This is a genomic window from Ewingella sp. AOP9-I1-14, assembly GCF_052375995.1.
Taxonomy (GTDB): Bacteria; Pseudomonadota; Gammaproteobacteria; order Enterobacterales; family Enterobacteriaceae; genus Ewingella; species Ewingella allii.
Genome location: NZ_JBQSVA010000001.1, coordinates 197,987 through 219,709 on the forward strand (window position 1 = coordinate 197,987; position 21,723 = coordinate 219,709).

Consider the following 21,723-nt stretch of genomic DNA (forward strand, 5'->3'; position numbering starts at 1 on the left):
CACGTAGTCAGTGAGTAGGCGACAGGATAAACACCTTGCAAGCTGGCGAAGTTAACTCGTTTTCTCCTACAGGATGTTCAACCTTATTAAAAGCTGTTTGAGCAAATAATGAGACAGATGCAACCGACTGATAATAAATGTGTAAATTTGTATCGGACGGTATGTCATAGCACAGCTATACTGAATTCTGGCGGATTATTTACTAAAAGAGTTTAACTTTATCAGGAGAGCATTATGGCTGTAACAAATGTCGCTGAATTGAACGCACTCGTAGCACGAGTCAAAAAAGCCCAGCGCGAATATGCTAACTTCACCCAAGAGCAAGTTGATAAGATCTTTAGTGCCGCCGCGTTGGCCGCTGCTGATGCCCGTATCTTACTTGCGAAACTGGCTGTTGAAGAATCTGGAATGGGGATTGTTGAAGACAAAGTCATCAAAAACCACTTCGCCTCTGAATATATCTACAACGCTTACAAAGACGAAAAAACCTGCGGTATCCTGTCACAAGATGACACCTTCGGCACCATCACTATCGCTGAGCCTATCGGCATCATCTGCGGTATCGTACCGACGACCAACCCAACTTCTACTGCGATTTTTAAAGCGCTGATCAGCTTAAAAACCCGTAACGGTATTATCTTCTCCCCACACCCACGCGCTAAAAATGCGACCAACAAAGCTGCAGATATTGTACTGCAGGCTGCTATCGCGGCGGGCGCACCAAAAGACCTGATTGGCTGGATTGACGAGCCAAGCGTTGAGCTTTCCAACCAACTTATGCATCACCCAGACATCAACCTGATCCTCGCTACCGGTGGTCCAGGCATGGTGAAAGCGGCATACAGCTCAGGTAAACCAGCCATCGGCGTAGGTGCAGGTAACACCCCAGTAGTGGTGGATGAAACCGCTGACATCAAACGCGTTGTTGCTTCTATCCTGATGTCCAAAACCTTCGATAACGGCGTTATCTGTGCTTCTGAACAGTCCATTATCGTGGTTGATTCCGTATACGATGCCGTTCGTGAGCGTTTCTCCACTCATGGCGGTTACTTGCTGCAAGGCAAAGAGCTGAAAGCAGTTCAAGATATCATCTTGAAAAATGGTGGCCTGAATGCCGCTATCGTGGGTCAGCCAGCGACTAAAATCGCTGAAATGGCCGGCATCAAAGTGCCTTCACACACCAAAGTATTAATTGGTGAAGTGAAAAACGTTGATGAGTCAGAACCTTTTGCTCATGAAAAACTGTCCCCTACCCTCGCGATGTACCGCGCTAAGAACTTCGAAGACGCGGTAGAGAAAGCCGAGAAATTGGTAGAGATGGGCGGTATCGGCCATACCTCTTGCCTGTACACCGACCAGGACAATCAGCCAGAACGCGTAAACTATTTTGGCGACAAAATGAAAACCGCGCGCATCCTGATTAACACTCCGGCGTCTCAGGGTGGTATCGGTGACCTCTACAACTTCAAACTTGCTCCATCACTGACTTTAGGTTGCGGCTCATGGGGTGGTAACTCCATCTCTGAAAACGTCGGTCCTAAACATTTGATCAACAAGAAAACTGTAGCGAAGCGAGCAGAAAACATGTTGTGGCATAAACTTCCGAAATCTATCTACTTCCGTCGCGGTTCATTACCTATCGCTCTGGAAGAAGTGGCGACCGATGGTGCAAAACGCGCCTTTATCGTAACCGACCGTTTCCTGTTTAATGCCGGCTATGCCGACCAGATCACCAGCGTGTTGAAAGGTCACGGCATCGAAACTGAAGTCTTCTTCGAAGTGGAAGCTGACCCAACGTTGAGCATCGTTCGCAAAGGTGCTGAGCAGATGAACTCCTTCAAACCAGACGTGATCATCGCACTGGGTGGTGGTTCACCAATGGACGCAGCCAAAATCATGTGGGTACTGTACGAACATCCGCAGACTCAGTTCGAAGATTTGGCACTGCGCTTCATGGACATCCGTAAACGTATCTACAAATTCCCGAAAATGGGTGTGAAAGCGAAAATGATCGCCGTCACCACCACTTCAGGTACGGGTTCAGAAGTCACGCCATTCGCCGTTGTAACCGACGATGCGACAGGTCAGAAATATCCACTGGCTGACTACGCGTTAACACCAGACATGGCTATCGTTGATGCTAACCTGGTGATGAACATGCCTAAGTCACTCTGTGCCTTCGGTGGTCTGGACGCAGTCACTCACGCACTGGAAGCTTACGTTTCTGTTCTGGCTAACGAATACTCAGACGGTCAAGCTCTGCAAGCGCTGAAACTGCTGAAAGAGTTCCTGCCAGCCAGCTACAAAGACGGCGCGAAAAACCCAGTGGCTCGTGAACGTGTTCACAATGCTGCGACCATCGCGGGTATCGCGTTCGCCAACGCCTTCTTGGGTGTCTGTCACTCCATGGCCCACAAATTGGGTTCAGAGTTCCACATCCCACACGGCCTTGCTAACGCGATGTTGATTGCCAACGTTATTCGCTATAACGCCAATGACAATCCAACTAAACAGACCGCTTTCAGCCAATACGACCGTCCACAAGCGCGTCGTCGCTATGCAGAAGTAGCCGACCATTTAGGTCTGAGTGCACCGGGCGACCGTACTGCACAGAAAATTGAGAAACTGCTGAACTGGCTGGATGAAATCAAAGCTGAGCTGGGTATCCCAACCTCTATTCGCGAAGCGGGTGTTCAAGAAGCTGACTTCCTGGCGAAAGTGGACAAACTGTCTGAAGATGCCTTTGATGACCAGTGTACCGGTGCTAACCCACGTTACCCACTGATCTCCGAGCTGAAACAGATTCTGATGGACACTTACTACGGTCGTAAATTCACCGAAGAAGAAGAGGCAGAAGTGGTTACTGCTGCTCCAGTATTTAAAGCTGAAAAGAAGTCCGCTAAAAAATAATCATTAAGTGAAGATTAAAAAGTGATTATGAAAAAACCCGCCTTATGGCGGGTTTTTTATTTGTGCTCAAGTTTGAGTGCTTTAGCTAAATATAACGCGGCTTATTACGCCTTTGGGGCCTTCTCAGCGCATGCCGCCATGGCCTCTTTAAAGTGCTTACGGCATACCGATACATAGCTCTCATTGCCGCCTATAACCACCTGTGCGCCATCGTGCATAGGTTCGCCTTGCTCATCCAGACGCAGCACCCTATTCGCCTTACGACCGCAGTGACAGATGGTTTTCAACTCGACCAGCTTATCAGCCCAGGCTAAGAGATATTCACTGCCTTCAAAAAGCTCACCCCGGAAGTCTGTCCGCAGTCCGTAGCAGAGAACGGGAATATCCAGACTGTCCACAACATCGGTTAATTGTGCAATTTGTGCTTTAGTGAGGAACTGGCTTTCATCTATTAATACGCAGTGCACGGTCTGCTCACGATGCTCGTGTGCAACCAAGCCAAACAGATCGCTATCTTTATTATATAACTGGGCTTGCGAAGACAATCCGATACGCGAGCTCACCTTCCCCACGCCAAAGCGATGGTCAAACTCTGCAGTTAATACCAAGGTGCGCATACCACGTTCTTGGTAGTTATAAGATGACTGCAGTAGAGAGGTCGATTTCCCTGCATTCATGGCCGAATAGTAGAAATAAAGCTGAGCCATAAAATGGTGACTCCGTAAGTATATTGAAAGGTTAACCACTAAGTTGCCAATTGTATCATAAGCCTTACGCTGACTGACATTCGCTTGTTAGCGAGCAGCAAGTGGCCGTAAAACAGTGCTTTATTTCAAATTTCAAAGTCACAGTTATTTACAATCGAATATTAGGAATAAGTTTAAAGTTTATAAGTGTTTTGCTTTTTTAGCCGGTCATAGAACCCGCGCCAAGCCCCATATAACAGAACTAAAACAACATTTAGCCTTATTAAGCACCACCCCTTAACCTCAGTTGCCTAAGCATTTAGTGTTCTCAAACTGTTCAGCCGTGGCACTAATAGACAAGAACTTGTTAACGCTCCCCTTACATTACAAGCCACACCAGGCGTGGGTTAGAACTCAACTTATTTGTGAGCTGTGGCCACTGAGTTATAAAAACTGCTGCATCAAGTCACAAAAAAACGCCTGCCAACATATTGAAATTTAGCTTACAGCCACCCGTTAAATAGTGCTCTTTAAGACGGTTATATTTTTATCAGCTAATGTAATTATGCTTTTAATTGGTAAATTCGAGTGAACTAAACAAATTGTCTATTGCAGAACGCTAAAGAGCAATCTATTATTAGCTCAACGCCCCCCACCAATATAATTCGAGACTAGTATAATGAGCGAAGCATTAAAGATTCTGAACAACATCCGTACTCTCCGTGCCCAAGCAAGAGAATGTACTCTGGAAACATTGGAAGAGATGCTTGAGAAATTAGAAGTTGTAGTTAACGAGCGCCGCGAAGAAGATACTCAGGCAGCTGCTGAAATTGAAGAACGTACTCGCAAACTGCAACAATACCGTGAAATGCTGATTGCCGATGGCATTGACCCTAACGAATTGCTGCAAACTATGGCTGCTACTAAAGCTACTGGTAAAGCGAAACGTGCTGCGCGTCCTGCTAAATACAAATACATCGACGAGAACGGCGAAAACAAAACTTGGACTGGCCAAGGTCGTACTCCAGCTGTGATCAAGAAAGCTATCGAAGAGCAAGGTAAATCACTCGACGATTTCCTGCTGTAATCTTCTTGATGTAATAAAGTATTACCGCTTCAGCTTAATACGTTTTGAAAAAAACCTGCCTTTCGAGGCGGGTTTTTCATTTTTAAATCTGCATATATTTCCTTCTATCAATACTTGAATGCCGTTAACGCATCGATGAAATATCCATCACTTCCCCATCTATGAAAAATGCGGGCATAAAAAAGGCCGCCTAAGCAGCCTCTGTTATCCGGATTGCGGTTACCGCTGATAGAATTCGCGATACCACTCCACGAAACGTTTTACGCCTTGCTCAACTGACGTCTCAGGACGGAAACCAATCGCCTTATACAAAGCCTCTGTATCCGCGCTGGTGTTCAACACGTCCCCAGCCTGCATTGGCAGCATATTCTTGTTCGCTTCAATACCCAGAGCCGTTTCCAGCGCTTTGATATAGGTCATCAGGCTGATGGGATCACTGTTACCGATGTTATACACCACATAAGGCGCTGAGCTGCCGGCGGTGGAACCCTCTTCAACCGTCCAGTCCTTATTCGCCACCGGTACGACGTCCTGCAGGCGCACCACGGCTTCTGCGATATCGTCAATATAGGTGAAGTCGCGGTTCATTTTGCCGTGGTTATAAACATCAATGCTCTCACCCGCCAGAATAGCCTTAGTGAACTTAAATAAGGCCATATCTGGACGCCCCCAAGGGCCGTAGACGGTGAAGAAGCGCAGCCCAGTGGTTGGCACGCCGTAAAGGTGCGAATAACTGTGAGCCATAAGCTCATTGGCTTTTTTGGTGGCGGCATACAATGAAATAGGATGGTCAACCGAATCCTCAGTAGAGAACGGCTGCTTTCTATTTAAGCCATAAACCGAGCTGGATGAGGCGTACAGCAAGTGCCCCACTTTATTATGGCGACAGCCTTCCAGCACATTAACAAAGCCGATCAAATTAGAATCAGCATAGGCTAAAGGGTTTTGCAGCGAATAACGCACACCGGCCTGAGCACCCAAATGAATCACGCGCTCGAACTGGTGGGTGACAAAAAGATCCGCCATGCCGCTGCGATCAGCCAGATCTAATTTAATAAATTCAAAATTTGAATTATTCGTCAGAAGCTCAAGACGGGATAATTTCAGATTAACGTCATAATAGTCATTGAGATTATCAATGCCGACGACCTGATGCCCCTCTTCCAGCAACCTTTTGGCCACAAAGCATCCAATAAATCCAGCAGCTCCTGTCACTAAAAACTTCATATACTCCCCTATAAAACTGGATTAATTGAGGCGCCACGGCCAATCGCGTAGTAAGTAAAGCCACGCTTAAGCAAACGCTCAGGGTCAAACAAATTACGACCATCGAAAATAACCGGATTTTTTAACGCGTCTTTTAACACGTCAAAATCTGGCGCGCGGAAGTTTTGCCATTCGGTACAAATGACTAAGGCATCGGCCCCATGAAGCGCTGCTTCTTTGGTTCCCATTAATTCTAAATCGTCACGATGACCATAGATGCGCTGAGTTTCATTCATCGCTTCGGGATCATAAGCCTTAATTTTTGCACCTGCCGCCCACAATTGCTCCATCAGCACCCGGCTTGACGCTTCGCGCATGTCATCGGTATTAGGTTTAAATGAAAGCCCCCACAATGCGAAGGTCTTACCCTGCAGGTCTTTACCAAAGTGGCGATAAATAAACTCAGGAAGCTTATATTTTTGCTGATAATTAACTTGCTCAACGGCTTGTAATATTTTCGGCTGGTAACCAATCTGTTCAGACGTGCGAATAAGCGCCTGAACATCTTTTGGGAAGCAGGAACCGCCATAGCCGCAGCCAGGATAGATAAAGTGATAACCAATGCGGGAGTCTGAACCTATGCCCTGACGCACTTTTTCAATATCGGCACCCAGTAACTCAGCCAAATTAGCCATTTCATTCATGAAACTAATTTTAGTCGCCAACATACAGTTAGCGGCATATTTGGTCAGCTCGGCGCTGCGGATATCCATCAGGATCATGCGATCATGATTGCGGTTGAAAGGTTCGTAGAGTTCGCGGATAGGATCGATGGCGTTGGGGTTATCTGTCCCAATAACAATTCGCTCAGGACGCATACAGTCGGCAACTGCCGCACCCTCTTTCAAGAATTCTGGGTTGGAGATGACGTCAAATGCAATCTCACAGCCACGCGCGACTAAAGCAGCACTCATCACTTCGCGAACTTTATCCGCGGTGCCGACAGGAACGGTGGATTTATCAATCACCACTTTTGGCGATGTCATGTGTTCAGCAATAGTGCGGGCCACCGCGGTGACGTATTTCAGATCTGCCGAGCCATCTTCATCCGGCGGCGTACCCACGGCGATGAATTGGATCTGGGCATGGGCTACGCCCTCTTTGGCGTCAGTGCTGAAACGCAGACGCCCAGCTTCATAGTTTTGCTGCACTAGTGGGGTCAGACCTGGCTCAAAGATCGGGATTTGGCCATTCTTCAGGTTTTCGACTTTTTTCGCATCAACGTCAATACAGAGAACTTCATGGCCAACTTCAGCCAAAACCGCAGCCTGTACCAGTCCAACATAACCGATACCAAATACAGTAACTTTCATTGGAAAATTCCTAGCGTAAAAATTTTTAAGGGGATTCAGAACACCCGCTATTATTACTGCCGCGCAGTATAACAGGTTCGCTGTGTAGCGCGCCTTCAAAGGCATACCTTGGATGACAAAACAGCGGACTAGAATGAGAAAAACCAGAAAAGCAGGCGTTCAAAATCCATTATTTGGCTACTGAACAGGCTCTCAAAAACAGTCATCTTTCTCCAGCCTGTTATTCAGTCGAAAGCATTAACCTTAAGCGGCCACCGGCGCCCCACACCTGACACTGGAAGGCGTCACAGCGCTGGCTTATTTGATTCGAAAAGGTCGAGCCGGTGGTGCCCAAAGGCACGCCATTGCTCAATTGAATCTGATTACTGCCGGTATTTACGTTGGCATGCAGCCCGGCGCTCACCAAAATAAGGTTCTTTTGCTCGGCGTGATAATACCCCAACAGCAGCGGAAACTGACCTTCAAGTCGTGCCTGTTTGAACACTTGATTAACTTGTTTAAGCAGCGTTGACATCTGGGGAAGGCGTTGGTGTTGGTTACTCAGGTGCTCGCGCAATAAACCGTTGAAAATCGCCCGCAGCAGTAAAGCCGCCAAGACGCCGTTTTCTTTCGCTCGTGTCACATCGAGACAGTAAAAACCGAGATCTTTAGAAGAGAGAGCCGCGATGTCCAACACCAAACCGGCATTTTCGGCCATCGTCAGCTGGCGATAGTTAACCCGGCAGCCAGCCAAGGTTTGTTGCACCGGAGGCTGTAATTCTTGCAGCAGCCTTGCGGCTTCATTGGGGTTGCGACACAAGGCTTCCCAGTCATTCATCAGATCGCTTTTTTGCAAAACGTCGGAAGAGAAGAGTTTTGGATAGAGGCTAGTCAGCAAGGCATCGCGCAGCCGTTGGAGGTCATTGATTGGCTTTAGCAGCACGTCTTCCACGCCCAGTCTGAGCATGGTGGCGACGTCGGTCATTTTGTCAGTGGCGGAGATAACCAGCACGGGAATTTTGATCCCCTGCAATCTCAGGTTTTCAACAAACTCAATGCCGCCCATCTCTGGCATCGCCAAATCGCACAAAATCAGGTCCGGGGGATGGTCCTCTACCAGCTCAAGCGCATCAAGGCCGTTAACTGCTTCCGTGTAGGTTGCCCCCAACGAGCTCACGAACCCCGCCAGCACCGACCGGAAAACGGCTTCGTCTTCGACGATCAGAATGTGCTTGCTTGTAAGTGGCTTATCCATCGGGGTCCCCCTGCATATCTTCTCTTAATAGTGGCCCATAAAACCCGATTTTGCTTGTCAGAATTGTCAGATTCGTGCAAGGACGAGTTAATGACCGAGGAACAACCCTCAGTAAGTGCGTTGTCAGCCAGCGAGGTTGTTAGGTAACATATCGCCAACTTGCATTCAATAGCGCGCCTTGCGCTGCCAACGCCATTCAGGAGTTATTTTGTCACAGCCTTGCCCTTGCGGGAGCGGAGAAGTATTCGAAAAGTGCTGCCAGCCTTTTTTACTTAACGCCCAAATTGCCCCGACGCCTTCAGCCTTGATGCGCTCGCGCTACAGTGCTTATGCCATGCAAGACGCTGACTATTTGATTGCCACCTGGCATGCAGACTGCCAGCCAGAACGCTGGAGAGAGAGTCTCGAAGAGGGTTTTAAAAATACCCATTGGCTGGGGTTGAACGTCATCGACGCACAGCCGGGTAAGCAGGCAGATGAAGGTTATGTAGAATTTGCCGCTCGTTTTAAAGAGCCACATACAGAAGAGATTCATTTAGTTCACGAGCGTTCGCGCTTTCTTCGCGTGAATGAACGCTGGTACTATATTGACGGAATTAAACCCCAGCCGGGCAGGAACGACAGCTGCCCCTGTGGTTCAGGTAAAAAATATAAGAAGTGTTGCGGTCGCTGATTCTGCCCGCACTATTTTAACGATATCCAGTAGACGCTTAGGACAGGATCCACACCCCCATGCCGCAACAAAATATACAAACTAAGGTATTACGCACCATTTGCCCGGATGCTAAGGGCCTGATCGCCAAGATCACCAACATTTGCTACAAGCATGAATTGAACATCGTGCAAAACAACGAGTTCGTTGATCACCGCACCGGGCGTTTCTTCATGCGTACAGAGCTTGAAGGGATTTTCAACGATAATACGCTATTGGCCGATCTCGACAGCGCGCTGCCGAAAGGCTCAGTGCGCGAGTTGCATAGCACCGATCGCCGTCGCATTGTGATTTTGGTGACCAAAGAAGCCCACTGTCTGGGCGATTTGCTGATGAAATCGGCCTATGGCGGTTTGGATGTTGAAATCGCCGCAGTTATTGGCAACCACGACACGTTGCAAACGCTGGTTGAGCGTTTTGATATTCCGTTCCACTTAGTCAGCCACGAAGGCCTGACGCGCGAGCAGCATGACAGCGCGATGATGGAGCAGATTGACCAGTATCAGCCAGATTACGTGGTGTTGGCGAAATATATGCGCGTGCTGACGCCGGGCTTTGTACAGCACTATCCGCATCAGGTTATCAACATTCACCACTCCTTCCTGCCCGCCTTTATCGGCGCGCGCCCTTATCATCAGGCCTATGAGCGCGGCGTGAAAATTATCGGCGCGACGGCACACTATGTGAATGACAGTCTGGACGAAGGTCCAATCATCATGCAGGACACCATCAACGTCGATCACACCTATACGGCAGAAGATATGATGCGCGCCGGTCGTGACGTGGAGAAAAACGTGCTGAGTCGCGCGCTGTATCGCGTACTCGCCCAGCGCGTGTTCGTTTACGGAAATCGCACCGTTATTCTGTAATTCGCCTAAATTGGCGGTGTTTTTTGTTCAGAGAAGCACCGCCAAGGGCAAAAAAACAACAAACGAACATTTTTAGCGGTTTCAGGGCTTTACACCGCAGTTTCATTTGGTATTATGCGCCCCGTTCACCGCAACAGCCGAAGCGTTGAATGCAGTATGTAGTAAACAATTCGAAATCCACGAATTTCGTGGTGGGGTTCCCGAGCGGCCAAAGGGAGCAGACTGTAAATCTGCCGTCATCGACTTCGAAGGTTCGAATCCTTCCCCCACCACCATCTTAAAGCAGTAACTCTGTGTTCCTTTTCAAAATACAAAAAATAAAATCCAAATAACTATCAGTTGTTAGCTCTATTTTCTGATTACATACCAATCACCTCTCAAAACAAGCCTTCCCCCCAATCCCGAAGGGAAGACCTGATTCAATCCCTACCCTAGCTTAATCACCCGATCTGCCGTTTCTATGGTGGATGGCCGATGGGCGATGAAGATCCTGGTGATCTCCAGTTCGCTGATGGCCTGATTAATCTTGGATTCATTATCCAGATCCAAATGGCTGGTCGCTTCATCAAGGAACAGAATCGCCGGGCGACGGTATAGCGCGCGGGCAATCAATAACCGCTGTTTTTGCCCGCCAGACAAACTGTTGCCCAACTCGCTGATCAGCGTTTCATAGCCCATCGGCATCTTTTCAATATCATCATGAATGTTGCAACGGCGAGCACAATCCACAATGCGCGCCTCATCCTTCTGCTCATCAAAGCTGGCAATGTTCTCGCCAATTGAACCGGCAAACAGCGTGTCGTCCTGCAACACACAGGCAATACAGCTGCGGTAATTGTTCAAACCGGCGGTAGTAATATCCATGCCGTTAATCAACACGCGGCCCTGCGTAGGCGACAGCAGCCCGGTCATGATCTTCATCAGCGTGGTTTTACCCTGCCCAGACGGCCCGACAATCGCCACGCTCTCTCCCGCCGCCACGGACAGGTTCAGGCCGTTGATTAATGGCGCGGACAGGCTGTCATACTGGAACACCAGGTCGCGCACGTCGAGGGACGCCGCCTCGCCGCCGCGCAGCAGTTCGCGCTCGGGCAAGCTCTTCTCGGTGTCGGTCAGCGCGATATCGGCGATACGATCGCGGTGCAGCGAAAGCATCCTCAGCTGTAAAACCATATTGAGCAGGTTGGCCGCGCGCTCGGAGAACTGCCCGCGATAGGTGTTGAAGGCGACAAACATCCCTAATGTCATATGGCCGTCGATCACCTGACTCGCCCCCAGCCACAGCAACGCCACCTGATCGAGAGTGGAAATCAGCGTATTACCTCCGGCAAACATCATCTCAAACTTAGTCTTGCGCACCGTGGCATTGGCGTTATCGATGTTCATATTGAGCCAGAAGTTGGCGCGCGTCTTCGACAGCCCCAGCGCCTTCAGCGTACTTATGCCATACAGGGTTTCCATAAAGTGGGAACCGGCACGGGCGCTTTTGACGATTTGCTCCTCGGACACCTGCCGATAGGCGTTATAGGTCGAAAGCCTAAAGATGACGTAAATTGCGGTAAAGCCAAGAATGACCCAAATCAGCCAGCCGCCGTACAGCACCATCATCACAATCAGGCCGATGGACATGATGCCGTCGATAATACTGTTGACCACGTTGGTGGTCAGCGTAGTGCGTAGCGTGTCGAGAGAGGTAAAGCGCGACTGAATATCGCCCAGTTTGCGCTTCTCGAAATAGTCCAGCGGCAGCTTGAGCAGGTGGTCAAACAGCCGCGCTTTCCACTGCACGTCAATCAGCGTACTCATCACCAAAGAGGTCCAGGCGCGCAGCATGCTCACGCCGGTGCGGAAGATGATGAAGAACAGCAGCCCGAGGCAAATCAGGGTCAGCAGGTCGGGGTCTTTGGCGGGGATCACGTGGTCCATGACCAACTGCATGCCGACCGGCAGTAGCAGGTTGACCGACTCAATCATCAGCGATAGGCAGAAAATCTTGGTCAGCGCGGGGATTAAGCCACTGACGTTGCCCATCATTTTGCGCAGATTCAGGCGAACGCGCGGCTTTTCCGAGGTAAAGCCGCTGTCCGGCCACAGCTCCAGCGCCACGCCGGTGAAATGTTCAGACACCTCGCGGATACCCAGCGAGCGCTGACCAAAGGCCGGGTCGTGAATAATCACTTTGCCCTGCTTCACTGCCACCAGCACCACGAAATGGTTAAGATCCCAGTGCAGAATGCAGGGGGTTTTCAGCGCGTTCAGCTCATCAATGTCGAGCTTAAGGGCGCGAGACTTCAGCTCCACCGAGGTGGCAATATCCATTAGGGTGCGCAGGGTCGCGCCACGAGACGAAATGCCAAAACGCTGGCGCAGACTCTGCAAATCAACATGCTTGCCGTGATAACCACAGACCATCGCCAGACAGGCCAACCCGCACTCGGCGGCCTCGGTTTGGATGATTTGCGGGACTTTATGCCGGAAGCCGAAATGCAGACTGTTTGCCAGTTCGCGCACGTTATCGAGATTCATTGATCGGCCCCACCACACTTTTCTTCATGCTGTAATACGGAGATAGCATCCACTGATAGAGCGGGCGTTTTTCGAGGAACATCGTAGACTCCGCTTTCATGCCACTGGATAAATTGAGCGTTTCGCCATGCCAGTTGAGCTGGCTTTTATCTAAGGAAACAATCACTTTGTAATAAGGCCCGCTGACCGTGCCATTAGGGTTCTTCGGCGCGCTAGAGTAAGAGTTCAGCTCCTGCTCGGACACCGGCGCGGAGGAAACGGACTCCACTCTTCCCGGGAACTGGCCATATTTTTCAAACGGATAGGCTTCGTAGCGAATATTGATCTCCTCCCCCGGCTTGACGTAAGGCACGCTTTCATTGGGTAGCCACGCTACCAGAAAGAAAGGTGAATTCTTGGCCGGAACCAACTGCGCCAGACTGTCACCGGCATTGACCATCTGCCCCGGCGTCACGCTGAGTGAGGAGATCTTGCCGTCGGTCGGCGCGGTGATCAGCAGCGAGCCTTTAGCATCGGCCTCGGCCAGCTGGCGGTCTAAATCATTGCGCTGCACGCCGTACTGCGAAATCTGGTTGTCGAAATCGGCGGCGCGGGTCACCAGCTCGCTGCGCAAGTTGGTTATCTGCAATGATTCTTGGATGGATTGCGTATTAAGGCTTTGGAAGGAGGTTTGCTGTTGATAGAACAGATAGCGCTGGTTATTCAGCTGATCGGTATTAATTAATCCCTTGCGCTGGTAAGCGCCATAGTTCTGCATGCTTTTTTTCATCGCATCCAGCCCTTGCTGCGCCGACGCCACCATGTCCTGCGACACCTTGTGCGCCTTCTCATATTGCTCGAGCTGCTGCTGCAAATTGTCCAGCGTAGTGCGCTTGTTGTTTTGCAACTGATTAATGATGGTGTCTATCTGGTCACGCTGTTTATTAATCGCCGACAGCGTGGTGGTGCTGACATTACCGGCCTGAGTCACCCGGCTGACGTCAATTTGATACAGCGGCTGGCCCTTTTTGACCGTTTTGCCGGTTTCCACCATCAGATTAGTGATCACACCCTGCTCCGGACTGAATAAATTAATGCTATGAGGCTGGGTGATCACTTCGCCACTCACATTAATCCGGCGAGTGTAATTGGAGAAAATCAAGAAACTGAGCAGCGCGATAAGAAAGAGAGCAGTCAGCGAGGTGACTACCCAAACCGGCCACCCCGCTAACAGAAGTGCCTTACCGGCCCAGTGGTTCTGTTGATGTTCATTTACTTCTTTGCGAAAGAGCATCTAGCTTAACCCTCAATGAACATGATGTTGAAACCTCTGGATAATGTTCATTGAAAGATAGTCAGGGGTGGGTAAAGTGGCAACCGTGATTCCTCTGAAATAGATGAATTTATTGATAAAGTTGACCTCTGCTTTATTTATCACCAATTTAAAAGTTTCGGCTCTAATATTCAATTACGCTGCGTGAATATTTCCTTTGCTGATTATCTGCTAAGCAATAGCAAAATAGTTATATCAATTTAGGCTTTAAATAAACAAAAACTAAACAGGTTGATCAGCGGGAAATAGACATTTTCGCAATGCTCTCATCAGCTTATTTAATAATCACTAAGAATGATGAATGACGGATAAATATAAATATCAAAAAATATAAAATTTTAATTCATTTAAAATCAATAAATTACATAGATATTACATTTATGGAGATTATTCCTAATCCCCTCAGCCGCTGAGTGTCCTAGGCTTAAGTCACATGAAGACATGAGTACGAAACAAATATCTTTCTTACTCCTGTATTCATCGGATCTCAGGACGTCGGGATCTCAGTTTTCACAAACTAAGAGGATGACCCAAGATGAAACAGTTAACAGAACGTGACATTGAAATGGTTAATGGTGCTGGTTGGTCGGAAGATGTAAATAAAGTTGCTGACCGCCTGTCAAACTTTGGTCAAAAAGCGGTAGATGATACCAGTAATGCGGTGAATAAGGCTTATGGCCAAATTTCAGACGGGCTGGGTAGAGCTTACAATTATTTGAACTCCTAGTCTGGCGGTTAATAGTATCTAAACCTAAGAGCTCACAACCTGAGTTTACAATTGGGTTCATACAGGCGCTCACCTCGGTGAGCGCCTTCTTTTTGCCGAAAACCAATTAGCTACACCCCAACATTGCGCTTATCGGTTTTCACCATGCTAGCCTTCAGCTTGCCGATTAACTCACTGCGGAAATCTCCCAGCTTCGGCTTATCCCCTTCCAGCCAAGGCAGCGGGCGGCAAAGCTCCATGGTTTTGATACCTAAACGGGCCGTCAGCAGCCCGGCACCAATACCCTGCGCGGCGCGGGCCGAGAGGCGAGCCGCCAAGTCCTGCGACATCCAGTCCATACCCACTTCGCGCACCAGTTCAGACGCCCCGGCAAAAGCGATATTCAACAGCACCAGTCGGAACAGGCGCAGGCGGCTGAAATAGCCCAACTCAATGCCATACAGCACGGCGATGCGATTCACCAGACGCAAATTGCGCCAGGCGATAAAGGCCATATCCACCAGCGCCAGCGGGCTGACGGCGATCATCAGCGCCGACTCGGCCGCCGAATTGCTGATTTCGCGCCGCGCCTGAGCGTCTAATACCGGCTGGACCAACCGGGCATAAAGCTCAACCACTTCGCGATCATTCTGGGTTTCGTGCAGAGAAGCCTGCCAACGCTGCAAGGCCGGATGGCTTTTATCCAGCCCGGCCTGCCCGGCCAACTTCTCACAGAAAGCGCGCCCCTGCCCTAACCCATGGCTGTGCAGCAAATCGCGAGCAACGTCGCGCTCGTCGGCACGCTGGCGCAGGCGATACAAACGCCGCCATTCGGTGAGCAGTGAACCGACGCCCGCCACCACGATTAGCCCGCCCGCGGTGCAAGCACCCAGCGCAACCCAATCCTGCTGGACCCACGCGGTATGCACCCACTGCACGCCCTGAGCTATCACGCTGACGCCAAACACGGCGGCGCCAAGACGCACCATTTTGCCCCACAGGCTGCGGCGCGGCTTCAGCGCGCGGTTAATCACCGCCTCGGCTTCGCCCTCTTGCTGCTCAATCTCGGCTTCGCTGGAAACCGGCAGAAAGCGCTCGGCCTGAACGCCGTCAAAGGCCTGACCGGCACGCAACACGGGCTGTTCCGGCTCCTTGATGCTCTGTTCGAAATCAATACGCGGTTTGATAGGTTCGCTCATCGCATTTTATCTCCCAGTAAAAACTCCATCACGGCGTCCAGCCGAATGTGCGGCAAAGGCGCGTCCACGCTGGTTTCGCGCGGGCGGAATTCATCAAAATGGAATCCCTGCTGCTGCCAAAATGCCGCGCCCGGCAGTCTGGCAGGCACTTCTCCGGGGAACACGGTGAGCGGCGCGCCGTCTTGCAGACGATGCCCCTTCAAGGCAGGCACTGACTGGCCCTGATATTCCACTATCCCGGTTTCGGTGGCCTGTACCGAGGCTAAACCCGCGCAGTCCATGCTGATGCCTTCAAAGGCGGCGTTCTGCCACGCCTCCTGCACCAGCTGCTGGAGCAGCGACACCAGATTGGCATGCTGGTCGCCAGTAATATGGTCAGCCTTGGTGGCGGCAAACATCAGTTTGTCGATACAAGGATTGAACAGGCGGCGGAACAGCGTGCGCTTGCCATAGTGGAAACTCTGCATCAGCTGCGTCAGCGCCAGTCGCATGTCGTTAAACGCCTGCGGCCCGCTGTTTAAGGGCTGGAGGCAGTCCACCAGCACAATTTGGCGGTCGAAACGGACAAAATGGTCTTTATAGAAGCCCTTCACCACCGACTGGCAGTAATAGTCAAACCGCGCACGCAGCATGCCTAGATTACTGTTCTTGTCGGCCTGCGCCAGCTGGGCGTCGCTGTACTTTTGCATCTCAGGCCACGGGAAGAATTGCAGCGCCGGTGCGCCGGCCAAGTCACCCGGCAGGACAAAACGCCCCGGCTGAATGAAGTGCAAACCTTCCTGTTTGCAGCGATGCAGGTAGTCGGTATAGGCCTGAGCGATGGCCGCCAACTGGTTTTCGTCGGCCGGGGCCAGTGGGTCACACTGCTGACAGAGTTCCAACCAAGGCTTGGCCCATTCGGCGCGATCCCCTTGCAGCAGGCCCGCCATCTGCCGCGACCAGTCGAGATAGTTCTGCTCCAGCATTGGCAAATCCAGCAGCCATTCGCCGGGGTAATCGACAATTTCTAAATAGAGCGTGGAAGTATCTTTGAAGTGGCGCAGCAGCGACTCATTGGAGCGATAGCGCAGGGCCAGGCGGATTTCACTGACGCCGCGCGTTGGGGTCGGCCAGTTCGGCGGCGTGCCGTGCAGCTGGGCAATGCCTTCATCGTAAGTAAAGCGAGAGATACCGAGATCGCGCTGCGGCACGCGCTTGACGCCAAGCAGGCGCTCTTCGCGGGCGGCGGAGAAAAGGGGTAAACGTGCGCCGCTGTGTAGGTGCAGCAGCTGATTGACGAAGGCGGTAATAAAGGCGGTTTTGCCGCTACGGCTAAGACCGGTCACCGCGATGCGCAGGTGCCGGTCCATACCGCGATTGACCAGTGAATTAAACTCGTTTTGTAGTCTTTTCATTGCTCTCCGTGGCGTAGCGCCCAAATAACGCGGTCAATATTCTTTTGAACAGGGGCTCTAATAATAGTGCTAAAACATAACGCAGTGGACCTTTTCCTACCACGCCCAGGACGCGAGCGGCCATACCAGCAGGCACAAAAGTCAGTGCAACCATAACGGCGAATCTGAACACTTTCTTCAGCAGGCTGCGATTACCCGGCAGCGAGGAAGTCAGAGTACGCATAAATAAACTCCTTAGCGGGTGGAGGAAAAGGTCCGAAGCCGCACAAAGCCGCTTCGGCAAATAGGGATGTTATAACTGGCGGAAACGGCTGCGAACGCCGAAGGTTTCCGAGGTCACGTAACGCTCAACCTGGCGCAAACGCTGCTCGCTGGCTTTCAATTCGCGGTCTGCTTCATCCAGCAAATTTCTCGGTGACGGCTGATTTTCATCATCAAACTCATGGGCCGGAGCCGGTTCAAGCACAAAGCACAGCACGATGTAGGCCACGACGGTAAACATAAACAGGCCGAAGAAAATAGACAGTACGGCCATCACGCGCAGCAACATCACCGGCACGCCAAGATAGTGGGCAAGCCCGGCCAGCACGCCTTTAAACACGCCCTCTTCCGGCACGCGGTACAACTTTCGTTCTGAAAGACTCTTCGCCATTATGACTGCCTCCAGCTTGGGTGCTCGGCATCCAGAATCTCTTCTAGCGCCTGAATACGTTCGCGCATGCGGCGCGCGTCTTGGGTTAACTGAGCGAGGTTTTGCTTCTCATGCTGGGTTAACTGATTGCCACTTTGCGATCGGTTGCTGTAGTGCAGCCACAACCAGATAGGTGCGACAAACAGCACAAAGATGGTCAGTGGAATGGCTAAAAACAGGAAGCTCATTGCATCTCCTTATGAGTCTTATTACTGCCGGGAACGACATTTATCCTGCAACAACCTGCCTGCGAACAGGCAGGTTTCTCAAGCGAATTACGCGTCCTGATTGCCTTGCATCTTAGCTTTCAATGCCGCGATTTGCGCACTGATTTCATCGTCAGCTTTCAACTCAGCAAACTGCTGGTCCAGTGACTTCTTTTTGCCGATGCTAACGCTTTCAGCTTCAGCTTCCATGTGGTCGATACGGCGTTCGAACTGCTCGAACCGCGCCATGGCTTCATCAATCTTGCCACTGTCTAGCTGGCGGCGAACGTCGCGTGAAGAAGACGCCGCCTGATGGCGCAAGGTCAGCGCCTGCTGGCGAGCGCGGGTTTCGGTCAGTTTATTTTCCAACTCACCAATTTCCGACTTCATGCGATCCAGCGTTTCTTCAACCACCGTCACTTCATTTTTCAGCGTGGCGACCAGATCAGCCAGCTTTTGCTTTTCAATCAGCGCGGCGCGAGCCAAATCGTCTTTATCTTTACGCAGAGCCAGCTCGGCTTTGTCCTGCCATTCGGCCTGTTGGGCTTCGCCTTGCTCGATACGGCGGTTGAGCTGTTTCTTTTCCGCTAAGGCGCGAGCCGAGGTAGAACGCACTTCCACCAGCGTATCTTCCATTTCCTGAATCATCAGGCGCACCAGCTTCTGTGGATCTTCAGCTTTGTCCAACAGGTTATTGATGTTGGCATTTACGATGTCAGCGAAACGAGAAAAAATACCCATAGTCAAAATTCCTCTTTGATTCTGTTGGCCTCCGGCAACTCCGGGCAACAAGTCTTAAAACGTCCGGCTACATGTTACCGGTGAATACTGCCAGCCATTCAAAACGACTGCGTGTAATACCTATATCAAATCCCGTGCCAACTTTTTTATTTCGCTATCCATATAATTTATAACTGTTTTTATTTTTTGGTCGATTTGTGGTTATTTGACGTATGATTAAATTAACTAAAAATTAGTTTTTTTCACCACCCATTTTAGCCGCTAAATCACCGTACATGGAGAAATAATGACCGAGACCACCGACAACCTATTGGGCGAAGCCAATGCGTTTATCGAAGTATTGGAGCAAGTTTCTCAATTGGCGAAGTTAAATAAACCGGTGCTGGTCACCGGCGAGCGCGGCAGCGGCAAGGAGCTGATCGCCCACCGTCTGCACTATCTTTCCCCGCGCTGGCAGGGACCTTTTATCTCTTTGAACTGCGCCGCGCTGAATGAAAACCTGCTCGACTCCGAGCTGTTTGGTCACGAGGCGGGGGCCTTTACCGGCGCGCAAAAGCGTCATTTAGGGCGATTCGAGCGCGCCGACGGCGGCACCCTGTTTCTTGATGAGTTAGCCACCGCCCCGATGCTGGTGCAGGAAAAGCTGTTGCGAGTGATTGAGTATGGGCACTTGGAACGCGTGGGCGGCAGCCAGCCGCTACAGGTGGATGTGCGCCTGGTGTGCGCCACCAATGACGATCTGCCCGCCTTAGCCGCCGAAGGTAAATTCCGCGCCGACCTGCTCGACAGGCTGGCTTTCGACGTGGTTCAGCTGCCGCCGCTGCGCGAGCGCCAGCAGGACATCATGCTATTGGCCGAACACTTCGCCATCCAGATGTGCCGCGAGCTGTCACTGCCGCTGTTCCCCGGCTTCACCCCTCACGCGCAACACACCCTGCTAACCTATCGCTGGCCGGGCAACGTGCGTGAGCTGAAAAACGTGGTGGAACGTTCCATGTATCGTCACGGCAGCAGCGACGTCCCCCTCGACAACATTATTCTTAACCCTTTTGCTCGCCATAACGCGGCCTCTGAGGAGCCTGCACCTGAGACTTCCTCCGCCAGCGCTTTACCTACCCTGCCGGTGAATTTGAAGCAGTGGGTCAACACGCAGGAGAAGCAGTTAATTGAGCAAGCCTTGCAGCAGGCGCGTTTTAATCAGCGCAAAGCCGCCGATTTGCTGGATGTGACTTATCACCAACTGCGCGGAATGCTGAAGAAACATGATATTCAGGTGAAGGGCGAGGAGAACGGCTAAAAAGAGGCAAAAAAAAAGCCAGCACCCGAGCTGGCTAAGTAATACTGGAAGCAATGTGAGCAATGTCGTACCGATTAAGAGAGGCCCAAGCAGGTCTCCCTCAAGCGATGAAAGGATGATAATGGTTATCAGTATCGTCTGTAAAGTGGTTTGTTGAGAATTTTTCTCATTACCACACTAACCATGCAACTACTTGTTTCTTTTGAACTAATAGCCCTAATGTCCCTGTGGATCACCACTCAGGGAAGGGATCGGCCATTTCCAGCCATCTATCAATACCTTCCGCCATTTGCTCGACGCTCAACAGGCAGTCGTCGAGCCTTCGCACGATCTCTTCTTTATTAAGGTTCTGGCCGATAAACACAATTTCTTGGCGCATATCGCCGAAAGGCTCTTGCCACTTTTCCATAATATGGGAGCGGGTTTCTTCGTCTTGCGGCCAGTCGCGTTCGGGCAAAGCTTTCCAGAAGGTCCCGGCCAGACCATAGCGCGCGATGCCCCCGGCCTGACTCCAGTTCCCCGCGTGGCGCGGGCGAGTGGCAAGCCAGAAGAAGCCTTTGGAGCGCAATAAGGTGCCGCCGCCCCAGTCGCCGTGAACCACGCGATAAAACTTGTCGGGATCAAACGGGCGGCGCGCGGTGTAGACAAAGCTGCTGATACCGTACTCTTCGGTTTCCGGCTGGTGCTCGCCGCGCAGCTCTTTTAGCCAGCCCGGCGCTTGTTGCGCCTTGGCAAAATCAAAACGATGGGTGTTGAGCACGCGATCCAGCGGCAAGGTGCCCGGCGCAATCGGAATAATGTCAGCTTCTGGATTTAGACTTTGCAGCAGCGCAATCACTTCGCGCTGCTGGAAGCTGTCGAGCAGGTCGGTTTTGCTCACCAGCAGCACGTCGCAGAATTCGATTTGATCGATAAGCAGGTCGGTCACGCTGCGCTCATCATCTTCGCCGAGACTCTCCCCGGCCTCCTGCACGCTACGCGCCTCTTGATACTGCTGCATGAAGTTGACGCCATCGACCACCGTCACCAGCGTGTCGAGACGGGCAAATTTCGACAGGCTGTTGCCCTCTTCGTCTTCAAAGGTGAAGGTTTCAGCTACCGGCAATGGCTCAGAAATGCCGCTCGACTCAATCAACAGATAATCAAAGCGCCCGGTTTGCGCCATCTCGCGCACGGAAATCAGCAAATCCTCGCGCAAGGTGCAGCAGATGCAGCCATTGCTCATCTCCACCAGCTTCTCCTGCTGGCGGTCGAGGGTGATTTCATTGGAGACCAGCGCGGCATCAATGTTGACTTCACTCATATCATTCACGATAACCGCCACGCGCAGCCCCTGACGATTATTCAGAATATGGTTAAGCACGGTGGTTTTACCTGCGCCAAGAAAACCTGACAGCACGGTAACGGGTAATAACGCCATAAAGACCTCAGTAGAAATGAAGCAGGCCGAAACGGCTCAGCCTGCCTTACGATGAATTGTTATATTATAACATTACAATTGACGCATAATTTCAAGGTCTTTATTTCACGCCGTTGCATCAAATTGCGTGAAGTCTCGACAGATCAACCGGAGT

The 21,723-nt window shown here is 51.0% G+C and carries 19 protein-coding genes and 1 tRNA gene; 7 read left to right on the forward strand and 13 right to left on the reverse strand.

The annotated features are described in order from the left end of the window. The first annotated feature begins 234 nt into the window (after window positions 1-234). A complete protein-coding gene (adhE, locus tag ACT3RT_RS00980) occupies window positions 235-2,910 on the forward strand; it encodes a bifunctional acetaldehyde-CoA/alcohol dehydrogenase (RefSeq protein WP_353502372.1) in 2,676 nt (891 codons plus the stop codon). Window positions 2,911-3,014: 104 nt separating this feature from the next. Here adhE and ACT3RT_RS00985 read toward each other — a convergent pair whose 3' ends face one another. Then, window positions 3,015-3,617, reverse strand: coding sequence for a thymidine kinase (locus ACT3RT_RS00985; protein WP_353502373.1), 603 nt, complete (start codon window positions 3,615-3,617; stop codon window positions 3,015-3,017). Between the two features lie 658 nt (window positions 3,618-4,275). Here ACT3RT_RS00985 and hns point away from each other — a divergent pair. After that, window positions 4,276-4,683: a histone-like nucleoid-structuring protein H-NS gene (gene hns / locus ACT3RT_RS00990; protein ID WP_034791036.1), complete on the forward strand. Its 408-nt coding sequence runs from the start codon at window positions 4,276-4,278 to the stop codon at window positions 4,681-4,683. Window positions 4,684-4,902: 219 nt separating this feature from the next. Here the strand turns inward: hns and ACT3RT_RS00995 are convergent, their stop codons facing one another. The 3 genes from ACT3RT_RS00995 to rssB all read right to left on the reverse strand — a co-directional run bounded on the left by ACT3RT_RS00995 (window position 4,903) and on the right by rssB (window position 8,496). Further along, entirely contained in the window at window positions 4,903-5,910 is a 1,008-nt protein-coding gene (locus tag ACT3RT_RS00995; protein WP_353502374.1) for an NAD-dependent epimerase, read from the reverse strand. Window positions 5,911-5,918: 8 nt separating this feature from the next. Next, a complete protein-coding gene (locus ACT3RT_RS01000; protein ID WP_353503984.1) occupies window positions 5,919-7,262 on the reverse strand; it encodes a UDP-glucose dehydrogenase family protein in 1,344 nt (447 codons plus the stop codon). A gap of 220 nt (window positions 7,263-7,482) precedes the next feature. Beyond that, a complete protein-coding gene (gene rssB / locus ACT3RT_RS01005) occupies window positions 7,483-8,496 on the reverse strand; it encodes a two-component system response regulator RssB (protein WP_353502375.1) in 1,014 nt (337 codons plus the stop codon). 208 nt (window positions 8,497-8,704) lie between these two features. Between rssB and ACT3RT_RS01010 the strand changes: the two genes are divergently transcribed. The 3 genes from ACT3RT_RS01010 (at window position 8,705) to ACT3RT_RS01020 (ending at window position 10,352) form a co-directional block, all read left to right on the forward strand. Continuing rightward, window positions 8,705-9,169 carry a YchJ family protein gene (locus tag ACT3RT_RS01010; RefSeq protein WP_496202380.1) on the forward strand — a complete coding sequence of 155 codons (465 nt, stop codon included), beginning with the start codon at window positions 8,705-8,707 and terminating at the stop codon, window positions 9,167-9,169. A 59-nt stretch (window positions 9,170-9,228) separates the two neighbouring features. Continuing rightward, on the forward strand, window positions 9,229-10,077 hold the full coding sequence (gene purU, locus ACT3RT_RS01015; RefSeq protein WP_034791047.1) for a formyltetrahydrofolate deformylase: 849 nt from the start codon (window positions 9,229-9,231) through the stop codon (window positions 10,075-10,077). Between the two features lie 190 nt (window positions 10,078-10,267). Continuing rightward, a tRNA-Tyr gene (locus ACT3RT_RS01020) sits at window positions 10,268-10,352 on the forward strand. Window positions 10,353-10,503: 151 nt separating this feature from the next. Here ACT3RT_RS01020 and ACT3RT_RS01025 read toward each other — a convergent pair. Together ACT3RT_RS01025 and ACT3RT_RS01030 are read right to left on the reverse strand one after the other, a co-directional pair. Then, window positions 10,504-12,603, reverse strand: coding sequence for a peptidase domain-containing ABC transporter (locus ACT3RT_RS01025; protein ID WP_496202381.1), 2,100 nt, complete (start codon window positions 12,601-12,603; stop codon window positions 10,504-10,506). Next, the gene (locus ACT3RT_RS01030) at window positions 12,590-13,876 is read right to left on the reverse strand and encodes an HlyD family secretion protein (protein WP_396130467.1); all 1,287 of its coding nucleotides are present in this window, start codon (window positions 13,874-13,876) and stop codon (window positions 12,590-12,592) included. Before ACT3RT_RS01030 ends, ACT3RT_RS01025 begins: the two co-directional genes overlap by 14 nt. Window positions 13,877-14,450: 574 nt before the next feature. On the opposite strand from ACT3RT_RS01030, the gene ACT3RT_RS01035 reads away from it, so the two are divergent. Beyond that, on the forward strand, window positions 14,451-14,642 hold the full coding sequence (locus ACT3RT_RS01035) for a chemotaxis protein (protein WP_396130466.1): 192 nt from the start codon (window positions 14,451-14,453) through the stop codon (window positions 14,640-14,642). Window positions 14,643-14,752: 110 nt separating this feature from the next. Here the strand turns inward: ACT3RT_RS01035 and ACT3RT_RS01040 are convergent, their stop codons facing one another. The 6 genes from ACT3RT_RS01040 to pspA form a co-directional block, all read right to left on the reverse strand. After that, complete coding sequence (locus ACT3RT_RS01040; protein ID WP_496202382.1) at window positions 14,753-15,820, reverse strand: TIGR01620 family protein; 1,068 nt, start codon at window positions 15,818-15,820, stop codon at window positions 14,753-14,755. Continuing rightward, a complete protein-coding gene (locus ACT3RT_RS01045; protein WP_496202383.1) occupies window positions 15,817-17,214 on the reverse strand; it encodes a YcjX family protein in 1,398 nt (465 codons plus the stop codon). The genes ACT3RT_RS01040 and ACT3RT_RS01045 overlap by 4 nt, the downstream gene beginning before the upstream one ends. Beyond that, the gene (locus tag ACT3RT_RS01050) at window positions 17,189-17,437 is read right to left on the reverse strand and encodes a phage shock protein PspD (RefSeq protein ID WP_034791061.1); all 249 of its coding nucleotides are present in this window, start codon (window positions 17,435-17,437) and stop codon (window positions 17,189-17,191) included. Before ACT3RT_RS01050 ends, ACT3RT_RS01045 begins: the two co-directional genes overlap by 26 nt. Before the next feature lie 69 nt (window positions 17,438-17,506). Next, window positions 17,507-17,866, reverse strand: coding sequence for an envelope stress response membrane protein PspC (pspC, locus tag ACT3RT_RS01055; RefSeq protein WP_396130463.1), 360 nt, complete (start codon window positions 17,864-17,866; stop codon window positions 17,507-17,509). After that, window positions 17,866-18,093, reverse strand: coding sequence for an envelope stress response membrane protein PspB (pspB, locus tag ACT3RT_RS01060; RefSeq protein ID WP_034791064.1), 228 nt, complete (start codon window positions 18,091-18,093; stop codon window positions 17,866-17,868). The genes pspC and pspB overlap by 1 nt, the downstream gene beginning before the upstream one ends. An 87-nt stretch (window positions 18,094-18,180) precedes the next feature. After that, window positions 18,181-18,852, reverse strand: coding sequence for a phage shock protein PspA (pspA, locus tag ACT3RT_RS01065; RefSeq protein ID WP_034791066.1), 672 nt, complete (start codon window positions 18,850-18,852; stop codon window positions 18,181-18,183). A gap of 286 nt (window positions 18,853-19,138) precedes the next feature. Here pspA and pspF point away from each other — a divergent pair, with 286 nt between their 5' ends. Continuing rightward, complete coding sequence (gene pspF, locus ACT3RT_RS01070) at window positions 19,139-20,149, forward strand: phage shock protein operon transcriptional activator (RefSeq protein WP_353502384.1); 1,011 nt, start codon at window positions 19,139-19,141, stop codon at window positions 20,147-20,149. Between the two features lie 232 nt (window positions 20,150-20,381). Here pspF and zigA read toward each other — a convergent pair whose 3' ends face one another. Then, complete coding sequence (gene zigA / locus ACT3RT_RS01075) at window positions 20,382-21,569, reverse strand: zinc metallochaperone GTPase ZigA (protein ID WP_485901012.1); 1,188 nt, start codon at window positions 21,567-21,569, stop codon at window positions 20,382-20,384. Between the last annotated feature and the right edge of the window lie 154 nt (window positions 21,570-21,723).

Coding starts and splice junctions, on each gene's coding strand:
- hns (WP_034791036.1), top strand. CDS start 4,276: ATGAGCGAAGCATTAAAGATTCTGAACAACATCCGTACTCTCCGTGCC.
- ACT3RT_RS01035 (WP_396130466.1), top strand. CDS start 14,451: ATGAAACAGTTAACAGAACGTGACATTGAAATGGTTAATGGTGCTGGT.
- pspC (WP_396130463.1), bottom strand. CDS start 17,866: ATGGCGAAGAGTCTTTCAGAACGAAAGTTGTACCGCGTGCCGGAAGAG.
- rssB (WP_353502375.1), bottom strand. CDS start 8,496: ATGGATAAGCCACTTACAAGCAAGCACATTCTGATCGTCGAAGACGAA.
- pspF (WP_353502384.1), top strand. CDS start 19,139: ATGACCGAGACCACCGACAACCTATTGGGCGAAGCCAATGCGTTTATC.
- ACT3RT_RS01000 (WP_353503984.1), bottom strand. CDS start 7,262: ATGAAAGTTACTGTATTTGGTATCGGTTATGTTGGACTGGTACAGGCT.
- pspA (WP_034791066.1), bottom strand. CDS start 18,852: ATGGGTATTTTTTCTCGTTTCGCTGACATCGTAAATGCCAACATCAAT.
- zigA (WP_485901012.1), bottom strand. CDS start 21,569: ATGGCGTTATTACCCGTTACCGTGCTGTCAGGTTTTCTTGGCGCAGGT.
- ACT3RT_RS01030 (WP_396130467.1), bottom strand. CDS start 13,876: ATGCTCTTTCGCAAAGAAGTAAATGAACATCAACAGAACCACTGGGCC.
- purU (WP_034791047.1), top strand. CDS start 9,229: ATGCCGCAACAAAATATACAAACTAAGGTATTACGCACCATTTGCCCG.
- ACT3RT_RS01045 (WP_496202383.1), bottom strand. CDS start 17,214: ATGAAAAGACTACAAAACGAGTTTAATTCACTGGTCAATCGCGGTATG.
- ACT3RT_RS01040 (WP_496202382.1), bottom strand. CDS start 15,820: ATGAGCGAACCTATCAAACCGCGTATTGATTTCGAACAGAGCATCAAG.
- adhE (WP_353502372.1), top strand. CDS start 235: ATGGCTGTAACAAATGTCGCTGAATTGAACGCACTCGTAGCACGAGTC.
- ACT3RT_RS00985 (WP_353502373.1), bottom strand. CDS start 3,617: ATGGCTCAGCTTTATTTCTACTATTCGGCCATGAATGCAGGGAAATCG.
- ACT3RT_RS00995 (WP_353502374.1), bottom strand. CDS start 5,910: ATGAAGTTTTTAGTGACAGGAGCTGCTGGATTTATTGGATGCTTTGTG.
- pspB (WP_034791064.1), bottom strand. CDS start 18,093: ATGAGCTTCCTGTTTTTAGCCATTCCACTGACCATCTTTGTGCTGTTT.
- ACT3RT_RS01050 (WP_034791061.1), bottom strand. CDS start 17,437: ATGCGTACTCTGACTTCCTCGCTGCCGGGTAATCGCAGCCTGCTGAAG.
- ACT3RT_RS01025 (WP_496202381.1), bottom strand. CDS start 12,603: ATGAATCTCGATAACGTGCGCGAACTGGCAAACAGTCTGCATTTCGGC.